11 protein-coding genes are annotated in these 10282 nt (G+C 71.8%); 6 read left to right on the top strand and 5 right to left on the bottom strand.

Annotated elements, in window-relative coordinates; translation table 11 throughout:
* From VFN12_RS00690 to VFN12_RS00700, 3 genes are all read left to right on the top strand, one after another.
* The coding region (locus VFN12_RS00690; RefSeq protein WP_325116619.1) for a DUF664 domain-containing protein at nt 1–126 on the top strand (126 nt) is incomplete at its 5' end.
* A 31-nt stretch (nt 127–157) separates the two neighbouring features.
* Complete coding sequence (gene dapD / locus VFN12_RS00695) at nt 158–1108, top strand: 2,3,4,5-tetrahydropyridine-2,6-dicarboxylate N-succinyltransferase (RefSeq protein ID WP_325116608.1); 951 nt, start codon at nt 158–160, stop codon at nt 1106–1108.
* A gap of 9 nt (nt 1109–1117) precedes the next feature.
* Entirely contained in the window at nt 1118–2080 is a 963-nt protein-coding gene (locus tag VFN12_RS00700; RefSeq protein ID WP_325116609.1) for a hypothetical protein, read from the top strand.
* Nucleotides 2081–2086: 6 nt separating this feature from the next.
* Here VFN12_RS00700 and dapC read toward each other — a convergent pair whose 3' ends face one another.
* The gene (dapC, locus tag VFN12_RS00705; RefSeq protein ID WP_325116610.1) at nt 2087–3202 is read right to left on the bottom strand and encodes a succinyldiaminopimelate transaminase; all 1116 of its coding nucleotides are present in this window, start codon (nt 3200–3202) and stop codon (nt 2087–2089) included.
* The gene (fdxA, locus tag VFN12_RS00710) at nt 3199–3525 is read right to left on the bottom strand and encodes a ferredoxin (RefSeq protein ID WP_325116611.1); all 327 of its coding nucleotides are present in this window, start codon (nt 3523–3525) and stop codon (nt 3199–3201) included. The genes dapC and fdxA overlap by 4 nt, the downstream gene beginning before the upstream one ends.
* A 67-nt stretch (nt 3526–3592) precedes the next feature.
* Here fdxA and VFN12_RS00715 point away from each other — a divergent pair, with 67 nt between their 5' ends.
* Nucleotides 3593–4528, top strand: a complete 936-nt coding sequence (locus VFN12_RS00715) for a GNAT family N-acetyltransferase (RefSeq protein WP_325116612.1) — start codon at nt 3593–3595, stop codon at nt 4526–4528.
* Here VFN12_RS00715 and VFN12_RS00720 read toward each other — a convergent pair.
* Nucleotides 4512–5489, bottom strand: a complete 978-nt coding sequence (locus VFN12_RS00720; RefSeq protein WP_325116614.1) for a DUF389 domain-containing protein — start codon at nt 5487–5489, stop codon at nt 4512–4514. The two genes, VFN12_RS00715 and VFN12_RS00720, sit on opposite strands and share 17 nt — an antisense overlap.
* 229 nt (nt 5490–5718) lie before the next feature.
* Here VFN12_RS00720 and aspS point away from each other — a divergent pair, with 229 nt between their 5' ends.
* Both aspS and VFN12_RS00730 read left to right on the top strand, forming a co-directional pair.
* The gene (aspS, locus tag VFN12_RS00725; RefSeq protein ID WP_325116615.1) at nt 5719–7005 is read left to right on the top strand and encodes an aspartate--tRNA(Asn) ligase; all 1287 of its coding nucleotides are present in this window, start codon (nt 5719–5721) and stop codon (nt 7003–7005) included.
* Nucleotides 7006–7056: 51 nt separating this feature from the next.
* The gene (locus VFN12_RS00730) at nt 7057–8154 is read left to right on the top strand and encodes a sulfite oxidase (protein ID WP_325116616.1); all 1098 of its coding nucleotides are present in this window, start codon (nt 7057–7059) and stop codon (nt 8152–8154) included.
* Here the strand turns inward: VFN12_RS00730 and VFN12_RS00735 are convergent, their stop codons facing one another.
* Nucleotides 8155–9009: an esterase/lipase family protein gene (locus tag VFN12_RS00735; protein ID WP_325116617.1), complete on the bottom strand. Its 855-nt coding sequence runs from the start codon at nt 9007–9009 to the stop codon at nt 8155–8157. It abuts the gene before it with no gap.
* A gap of 30 nt (nt 9010–9039) precedes the next feature.
* A partial coding sequence (locus VFN12_RS00740; protein WP_325116618.1) for a VanW family protein occupies nt 9040–10282 on the bottom strand: 1243 nt, incomplete at its 5' end.

A 10282-nucleotide genomic window follows, 5' to 3' on the forward strand; every position in this document is an offset into this window, starting at 1 on the left:
GTCGACGTCCACGGGGACCCGACCGAGGTGCGCGACATCGTGGTGCACATGATCGAGGAGTACGCCCGGCACTGCGGCCATCTCGACCTGCTGCGCGAGTGCATCGACGGCCGCACCGGCCAGTGACCGGCCGGAGCGCCTCCGTACAGTTGAGGCCGTGACTGGAACTCCGCAGAACGCCTGGGGCTTCGGCCTCGCCACCCTCGACTCCGAGGGAAACGTCCTCGACGTCTGGTTCCCCTCCCCCACCCTGGGCGAGCCGCCCGCTGACGCCGCCGAGCCCGACCACCTCACCGCACTCGCGGGCAAGGACGACGCGCGCGACGTGGTGCGCGAGGTGGTCAGGGTCGTGATCGACGACCTGTCGGCCGCTCCGGCCACGACCCAGGACGTATGGCTGCGACTGCACCTGCTCTCATCCCGACAGTGCGTGCCGCACTCCATCTCGATGGACGGGGTGTTCGGCCTGCTCACCAACGTGGTGTGGACCAACCTCGGGCCCTGCGCGGTCGCCGGCTTCGAGTCCACCCGGGCCCGGCTCCGGGCGGCCGGTCACCACGTGACGGTCTACGGCGTCGACAAGTTCCCGCGCATGGTCGACTACGTGCTGCCCACCGGGGTGCGCATCGCCGACGCCGACCGCGTGCGGCTCGGCGCCCACCTCGCCGAGGGCACCACCGTGATGCACGAGGGCTTCGTCAACTACAACGCCGGCACGCTCGGTGCCTCGATGGTCGAGGGGCGGATCTCGGCCGGCGTGCTGGTGGGCGACGGCAGCGACGTCGGCGGCGGCGCCTCGATCATGGGCACCCTCTCCGGTGGCGGCACCGCCGTCATCTCGGTGGGTGAGCGCTGCCTGCTCGGCGCGAACTCCGGCCTGGGCATCTCGCTGGGAGACGACTGCGTCGTGGAGGCCGGCTGCTACGTCACCGCCGGCACGAAGGTCACCATGCTCGACATGGACGGCAAGCCCAAGGTGGTCAAGGCGGCCGAGCTGTCCGGAGCCGCCAACGTGCTGTTCCGCCGCAACTCGGTCACCGGCACGGTCGAGGCCGTGCCGTGGCAGCGCGACGGCATCGCGCTCAACGCCGACCTCCACGCGAACTGACGGCCGCGGGTGCGCACGAGATGGGTCGTCGGCCTCGGGGTCGTCGTCCTGCTCGGGGGTGCCGTCGTCCTGGGCGGGCGCGTCCTGGACCGGGTGGGACCACTGCTCTCGAGCGAGGGCTGCGAGGTCGAGGTCGATGGGCACTCGGTCTCGCTGACCCTCGAGCAGGCGGAGAACGTCGCCCTCATGGCCGCGATCTCGGTCCAGCGCGGCATGCCCGCACGCGCCGCCAGCATCGCCATCGCCACCTCGACCCAGGAGTCCAAGCTCTACAACATCGAGCACGGTGACCGGGACTCCCTCGGGCTCTTCCAGCAGCGGCCGTCACAGGGCTGGGGCACCCGCGAGGAGATCCTGAACCCCTACTACTCGATCAACGCCTTCTACGACGCGCTGGCGCGGGTCGACGGCTACGAGTCGATGGAGATCACCGAGGCGGCCCAGCTGGTCCAGCGGTCCGCCTTCCCCGACGCCTACGCCGATCACGAGAGGGATGCGAGGGCCCTCGCCTCGGCGCTGACCGGCAACTCGCCCCGCGCGTTCACCTGCGTGGTCGACGACGACGGGGATGAGGCACCGGACCGGCTGCTCGAGAACGGACTCACCCGCCGCAGCGACGTCGTACGACGGGACCTGGAGGCCGCCTTCGGCGGGCTGTCCCTCGGGGGCTTCGCACCCGGCGGGGTGACCGACGGGCACCAGCCCGGGTCGACCCACTACGAGGGCCGCGCGATCGACGTGTTCGTCCGACCCGTCTCGCCCGACAACCGTCGGCGGGGCTGGGCCATCGCCCAGTACCTTGTCGCCCAGGCCGACCGGCTCGTCATCCAGAACGTCATCTTCGACGACCGCATCTGGACCGCGGGCTCCCGCTCGGACGAAGGGTGGCGCGACTACGACCCGCCCGAGCGCTCCGGCGACCAGGCCATCCTCGAGCACCGCGACCACGTGCACGTCGACGTCGTCGACTGACCACGATCAGGCCAGTCGGGCCACCGCGGCGTCGACCCGCTCGTCGGAGGCGGTGAAGGCGACCCGGACGTGCCGCGCGCCGGCGGCCGAGCCGACGGGGGCGTAGAACGTGCCGGGAGCGACCAGGATCCCCCGGTCGGCGAGCCAGGAGACCGTGGTCCAGCAGTCCTCGTCCCGGGTCGCCCACAGGTAGAGCGACCCCTCGGAGTGGTCGATCCGGAAACCGGCGGCCGCGAGCGCGCTTCGCAGCCTGGCCCTCCGGGAGGCGTAGCGCGCGTGCTGCTCAGCGGCGTCGCCGTCGGCCCCGAGGGCGGCGATCATCGCGGCCTGCTGTGGCGCGGGCATCTGCAGCCCGAGGTTCTTGCGCACCGCGAGCAGCTCGCCGACGAGCGCGGGGTCGCCGGCGACGAACGCGCATCGGTAGCCGGCCAGGTTCGACCGCTTGGACAGCGAGTGGACCGCCAGGATCCCCTCGTGGGAGCCGCCGCAGACATCGGGGTGCAGCACCGAGACGGCGGGCTCGCCCTCCCAGGTCAGCTCCAGGTAGCACTCGTCGGAGACCAGCAACGTCCCCCGCTCGCGGCACCAGTCGACCACCTTGCGCAGGTGTGAGACGGGCAGCACCCGTCCCGTCGGGTTCGACGGCGAGTTGAGCCAGAGCAGGGCCGGGACCTCCGGGCCCAGCGAGGTCAGCGAGTCGGTGGCGAAGGACCGGGCGCCGCACAGCGTGGTCCCGACCTCGTAGGTCGGATAGGCGAGCGCCGGGTGGACGACCAGGTCGCCGGGACCGATGCCGAGGTGGCCGGGTAGCGAGGCGATCAGCTCCTTGGAGCCGATCACCGGGAGCACGCCGTCCAGGCCCAGTCCGCGCACCCCGTGCCGGCGCCCGAGCCAGTCGATGGCCGCCTGCCGGGTCTCCGGCCGGCCGATCGTCGTCGGGTAGCGGGGCGAGTCGGCCGCCGCCCGCAGCGCCTCCTGGATCACCGCCGGCGTCGGGTCGACCGGGGTGCCGACGGACAGGTCGACGACGCCGTCGGCATGGGCACGAGCGCGGTCTGCCGCCTCGGCCAGGTGGTCCCAGGGAAAGTCAGGCAGCCGCTGCGAGACCTTGGGCCGGGTCACTCGTCGTGTTCTTGCGGGGGCAGCGCCTCGATCAGGGGGTGGTCCTTGTCGATCTCGCCCATCTTGGCGGCGCCGCCGGGCGAGCCGAGGTCGTCGAAGAAGTGGACGTTGGCGTCGTAGTAGTCCTTCCACTCCTCGGGGGTGTCGTCCTCGTAGAAGATCGCCTCGACCGGGCAGACGGGCTCGCAGGCACCGCAGTCCACGCACTCGTCGGGGTGGATGTAGAGCATCCGCTTGCCCTCGTAGATGCAGTCGACCGGGCATTCGTCGACGCACGCGCGGTCCTTGAGGTCGACGCACGGCTGGGCGATGACGTAGGTCACCAGTTCCTCCTGGATCTTCGCAAGGCATGACGCTGTTCGATGTTCACGGCCAGCCTAGTATCCCCCCGTGCAGGCATCCCCCGACGCCCACCGACTGGGCCCCCACGTGGTCGGCCAGCGGGTCGTCGTACGCCGCCTGCTGCGCGGGGAGACGGGCCCGTCCGGTGGCCCCGCGATGACCGACCTCCTCGGCGTCTGCACGGCGTGGGGTGAGGGCCGCTGTGTCATCCGGCCCGCGTCCGGGGAGCCGGTCGAGATCGCCCTGGCCGACATCGTGTCGGGCAAGCCCGTGCCGCCGCGGCCGTCGGTCCGGCACCGGGTCTCGTCGTACGACGCCGAGCTGCACGTGCTGTCGCTGTGGCCGGACGTGGAGACCCGACCCCTGGGCGGGTGGCTGCTCCGGGCGGCGCCGCCCTACGAGGGACGGCTGCGGCGGCGCGCCAACTCCGTCCTCGCCATGGGTGACCTCCGCCTCCCCCTCGAGGAGGCGCTGCCGGCGATCCGCGAGTTCTACGCCGAGCGGGACCGCCCGGCGCTGGCCCAGGCGGAGGTGGGATCGCAGGCAGAGGCCGCCCTGGTCGCCGACGGGTGGGAGGCCCAGCCCGACGGGGAGGCCCACTTCATGATCGCGTCGGTCGCGCAGGTGCTCCGGCACGCTCCACCACTGTCCAGCGAGGAGGTCGTGTCCCTGACACCGACCTCTGAGTCCCGCTCAGGCACACGACCCGTGCGTGTGGAGGCCGGGATCGGGGACCACGCGCGGGGCCGGGCCGCGCTGGACGGCGACTGGGTCGGGATCCACACCGTCGAGGTCCATCCGGACCGTCGACGACAGGGCGTGGCCACGCAGGTCATCGTCGACCTGCTCGACTGGGCGGCCGGCCTCGGGGCGACGACGGCCTGGTTGCACGTGGAGACGCCCAACACCGGTGCGATCGCGCTCTACGAGCGCCTCGGCTTCCGCACCCACCACACGGCCGGGTACCTCACCGCTCGCCGTTGACGTGCCACGGACGCAGCCCGAGCAGCCGCTCGGTGCGGGCCATGATCCACGGCCAGGACGTGCGGACGACGAGCAGCAGGATGGTGCCGGAGATGATCATTCCGGCGATGTTGATCCCGAGCTGGGCGAGGGATCCCACGATCTCGTCGCGGCTCCACACCGCCAGTCCCAGGGCGAGGTTGCCGGCCGCGGGGACGGTGGTCACGCTGATGAAGACGCCGACCATGGTCGCGGTCTTCTGGATCGCGAGGGCCAGCGCCCCGGCCGCGCCGGCCACGAGGGCGACGATGAACGACCACTTGTCGGGGTGCCAGATGAAGCCGGTGTTGGGCCGTGGCCGGGCGACCATCGCGGGCGTGATCCAGCCCAGCAACCGGCCGAGCAGGGCCAGCACGGTGACCACCGCGACGGCGAACGAGAACGAGAGTCCCAGCAGCCGCAGGCTCCGACCGACCAGCCCCCAGCGCGCCAGCACGATCCCGGCGGACGCGGCTGCGACCGCGGCGAACTCCGGCCCGACGACCATCGCGCCCACCACCAGGATCGCGGAGTCGGTGAGCACGGCGACCGCGGCGAGGATCACGGCCAGCACCAGGAAGATCAGGTACGACACCGTGGCCACCGCGCCCGCCTCCGCCTGGGCCTCGACCGCCTCCCAGATCACCGCGTCGTCCGGGTGCCCGGGCGCCGCCGACTCGAGCCGCCGGGCGTCGTCGAACGGCGTCGCGGCCGGCTCGACCACCAGGATCCCGCCGTGCTTGTCGAGCTCGAGGTCGTCGAGTGCCCGGAGCAGGACACCGGCCCGCTCCCGGGCCACGTCGCACTCGATCAGGTCGCCCTCCGGCTTGAGCACTCCCCCCTGCTGGAACGTCACGCCCGTGACGCACTCGTCGTCGAGCAGCAGCTCTCGGACAGGGGAGCTGAGCGACGACGGGACGGTGAGGCGCAGGTGGGTGAGCACGGGCTCAGGCTAGGGGTCGGCGAAACCCATTTGGCCGCACACCTCGGGCGGACCTACGATTTCCCCGGCTCCACGCGAGGCGTGACGACCCTCGGTGAAGCGTGGCCCGTGCGTACGACGTACCGACGAGAGGCCGGCATCCGCACGTCCGCCGGCGAAGGTGTGGTGGCACCGCGATCTGGCCCCCGCCCACACCTCCAGGGCTTACCGCTCATCGGAGGTGAACCAGATGCAACGCACACTCTGTTCCGCACTGCCCCACGCCGAACCCGGGTCGACCGTCCGGCTCCAGGGCTGGGTGCACCGCCGTCGCGAGCTCGCGACGGTGACCTTCCTGGTCGTCCGCGACCGCAGCGGCCTCGCCCAGGTCGTGCTCAGGGACGGCGAGACCGCCCGGCTCGCCGAGCTGCCGGAGGAGACGACCGTCGACGTGGTCGGCGTGGCGACACCGAACGCGCAGGCCCCGGGCGGGATCGAGGTGACCGAACCCGCGGTCACGCTGCTGACGGAGCCGGCCGCCACCCCGCCGGTCGAGCTCTGGCGCCCCACCCTCAACGCCGGGCTGTCCACCATGCTCGACCGCGCTCCGGTGACCTGGCGCCACCCGGCGCAGCGCGCGAGGTGGGAGCTCGCCGCGGCCACGCTGCGCGGTTTCCGCGGCACGCTCGACGAGGCCGGCTTCACCGAGATCCAGACGCCCAAGCTCGTCGCCTCCGCGACCGAGTCGGGGGCCAACGTGTTCGGGGTCGACTACTTCGGGCGGCCGGCGTACCTCGCCCAGAGCCCGCAGTTCTACAAGCAGCAGCTGGTGGGGGTCTTCGAGCGGGTCTACGAGGTCGGGCCGGTGTTCCGCGCCGAGCCGCACGACACGGTGCGCCACCTGGCGGAGTACGTCTCGCTCGACGTCGAGCTCGGTTTCGTCGACGACCACCGTGACGTCCTGGCGGTGCTCCGCACCGTGCTGGCCGGGATGGTCGCCGCCGTCCACGAGCACGCCGCTCCTGCCGTGGAGCGCACCGGCGCCGACGTCCCGGTCGTGCCGGAGGAGTTCCCCGTGATCCACTTCCGCGACGCGCTCGCCCTGGTCGGCGCGCCCGACGACGAGCCGGACCTCGCCCCCGAGCACGAGCGGGCGCTGGGCGCCTGGGCGCGGGCCGAGCACGGCAGCGACTTCGTCGCGGTGGAGGGCTATCCGATGGTGAAGCGGCCGTTCTACACCCACCCCTGGCCCGGGGACGAGCGCTGGTCCAACAGCTTCGACCTGCTGTTCCGCGGGGTCGAGCTGGTGACCGGCGGGCAGCGGCTGCACCGGCACTCGGAGTACGACGCCGCCATCCGGGCCCGAGGCGAGGACCCGGGGACCTATGCGTCGTACCTCCAGTCGTTCGCGCACGGCATGCCGCCGCACGGCGGCTTCGCCATCGGCCTGGAGCGGTGGACCAGCCGCCTGACCGGGGCGGCCAACGTCCGCGAGGTGACCCTCTTCCCCCGTGACCTGAACCGGCTCACCCCGTGAGGTGACCCACGACGACGTGATTAAACTGTAGTCCGTCAGTATGATTAACGCATGCTGCGCGATCACTTCGGGAGACCTGTGGCGGGCGACCACTTCGTCCACCACGGCACCGACCTGGAGACCGTCTGGGACGGCGAGGAGGTCCCGTACCTGACGCCCACCGAGCGCTTCTTCGTGCGCAACCACACGGAACCGGCGGTCGTCGACGCCGCATCCTGGCGGTTGCTGGTGACCGGCGACGGGGTGCACCGCGAGGCGACCTACACGCTGGCGGAGCTCCAGTCGTTCTCCAGCCAGACCCAGGAGCTCGCGCTCGAGTGCACCGGCAACGGTCGCCGGCTCTTCGCCGACCAACAGGGCCAGGCACGGCCCGGCACCCAGTGGGGGCTCGGCGCGATCGGCGTCGCGCGCTGGACGGGCGTGCCGCTCGGCACGATCCTGCGGCACGCCGGGCTGCTCGAGTCGGCGGTGCAGGTGATGGCGGTCGGTCTCGACGAGCCGTATGTCGACGACGGGGTGAACCACGGGCGGGTCCGGCGCCCGGTGCCGATCTCGAAGGCACTCGACGACGTGCTCATCGCCTGGGGGATGAACGGCGAGCCGCTCCCCCGCGACCACGGGTTCCCGGCCCGGCTGATCGTGCCGGGCTGGGTGGGGATCGCCAGCATCAAGTGGCTGGGCGAGCTGCGGGTCACCACCACCGCGGAGACCTCCCCGTGGAACACGAAGTGGTACCGCATGCACGGCATCGGCTGGTCCGACACCAACTCCGCCCTGGACCGGATGCCCGTCATGAGCTGCCTCGACGGAACGAGCGACCCGAACGGCGGCGCGACCGTCGGACGCAAGACCCGCCTGCGCGGCCGGGCCTGGGCCGGCGAGGCGTCCATCAGCCGGGTCGAGGTCAGCACCGACGGCGGCCGTCGCTGGGCCGACGCCACTCTCGTCGGCCGCAACGAACCCTCCTGCTGGGTCGCCTGGACCCTCCCCTGGACCCCGGAGCGCGCGGGGTCCCACGACCTCGTCGTGCGAGCCACCGACAGCACCGGACGACGGCAGCCCGAACGCGCCCCGGACAACGACGACGGCTACCTGTTCAGCGCCGCCGTCCACTACCCGATCGACGTGGCCTGCCGGGCAGCTGGCTGATCAGCACGCCGGCTGGTAGGCGGGGTCGGCGGCGCCGTCCCGCTCGAGCGCGTCGAGGGTCAGCGCGATCGCGGTGTCGCTCATCGGGATCTGGAGGTGCTCGGCCTGGTCGTCCGGGCACGTGTCCTGGATGGTCAGGTTGGTGGTGCGGTCACCCGGGGCGAGGTAGCCCGAGGTGTGCGGCACGACCACCGTGTCGTTGCGGGTGGTGATCTGGGTGTAGCTCACCGCTCCCGGGGTCTCGTCGCCCGCGTTGAGGTTGGTCAGGAACTCCGACCCCTGCTCCTGCTGGATGCAGGCCCGGCAGAACACGACCTGCGCCTGCGAGCCGGTGATCGGGTTGTCGTGCGGCCCGCTGACGGTCGTGCCGTGGTTGGACGGCGCCAGCCCGACCAGGTCGTCGACGACCTGGTCCCCGCCCAGGAACTTGATGTAGTAGCGCGGCATCAACCCGCCCTGCGAGTGACCCACCATCGAGACCTTCGCGGCTCCGGTGGCGGCCAGCACCTCGCCGACGAACGTCCTGAGCTCGGCGGCCGAGTCCTCGATCGCCCGCGTGCCCCGGTTGCCGTAGTCGAGGGAGTAGACGCAGAACCCCTCGTCCACCATCGCCCGCGAGAGCTCGTCGAGGAGCGACTTCTGGTCGCCGAAGGTGCCGTGCACGATGATCACCGGCGTGGGTCGCTCGGCACTCGGGCGGCAGGCCCAGTCGTTGGCTCCCTCCGGCGGCACCCCCCAGGTGGGGTAGGTCGGCGACACCTCGATCGGGTCGCCCTCCGGCGCCGCGCCGGCCCGGGCGGATCCGAGCGCGAGCATGGTGAGGATCGTCAGGGCGAGGGCGAGCAGTCGGCGCATACCGTGGCAACGACCTGACCGTGCCCCGGGTTACTCGCAGATGACCGTGTCTGAGGGGAGGTAGGTCGTGTGGAACCGCTCGTTGTGGTGGAGCGTGCTCTCCCCCGCCCTCCGGAAGTGGCGGGTGACGTCGACGTCGAACCCGGCGTACCCGTCGTTGGGGACGCAGTCGTCGCCTGTGAGCCGGCGGGTCTGCTCCTGGGTGAAGTCGTAGCGGTCGGACGTCGAGGAGGTGATGTCCCAGTAGTCGGTGGACCACATCCGCACCGTCACCACACCGTCGGACGACGGCGTGCTCGGCGTGACCCGGGCGGTGATCAGGACGCCGTAGGGCGTGTCGTTGCGGAAGCGGAGGTCGACCGACCCCCACGCGACCGTGGCCTCCCGGCCCACGGGGTAGCGGTCGATGTAGAACGAGTGGGTCTTGTGCTCGATGTCCTCCAGGCCGGCGAAGAACATCGCGTTGAACGTCGTGGTCGCCATCTGGGAGACACCGCCGCCGAGATCCTCGCGGTAGACGCCGTCCTCGATGATGAAGCCCTTGGTGAACCCGTTGGCGCGGGTCCGCTCCCCGACGGTGTCGTTGAGGGAGAAGGTCTCCCCCGGCTCGAGGATGGTGCCGTTGACCAGCTCGGCGGCGCGTCCGATGTTGGTGTTGCGGTAGTCGGCGTGGGGGTAGTAGGTGGTGAACTCGGAGACCTGCTCGCGGATCTTCAGCTTGCGGGCGTCGGCGGTGCGGAAGTCGGCCCGGGCGAGCTTGGCCGGGACCGCACCCTCCCTCCTGCCGTCCGGCTTGCGCAGGAGCCGGAGGAACTGCCGCTCGACGTCGGCGGGACGGAACCGGACGCCGGGCTTGTCGGGGATGACCTTCGGCCGGCCGTCCACGATCCGCACGGTCGCATCGACCGGCGCACCATTCCGGCTGTTGCTCATGCCGCGCCTCACCAGCCCGGTCAGGCGCTGCTCGCGGAGGTCGGCGACCAGCTCGCCGCCCCGGGCCTTCATGGCCAGGACGGGGGCGAACTCGGACGGCGTGAGCCGGACCTGCGTGCGATCGAAGACCAGGGTGACCGGTCCGGACAGGGCCGGGTTGGCGAAGCGCTCCAGCGCCTCGGCCACGTCGGAGTCGTCGACGTCGGGTGCGGTCGGGACGCTGGCCAGCTCGGCCGGCGTGTCCTGCAGGTACGCCGCCTCGAGAGCGGAACGGACCTCCCCTTCATCGAGCTGCTCACCGGGACGAGGGTCGACCACGTCGACCCGACCCTCGTCGAAG

This window comes from Nocardioides sp., from assembly GCF_035703625.1.
Taxonomy (GTDB): domain Bacteria; phylum Actinomycetota; class Actinomycetes; order Propionibacteriales; family Nocardioidaceae; genus Nocardioides.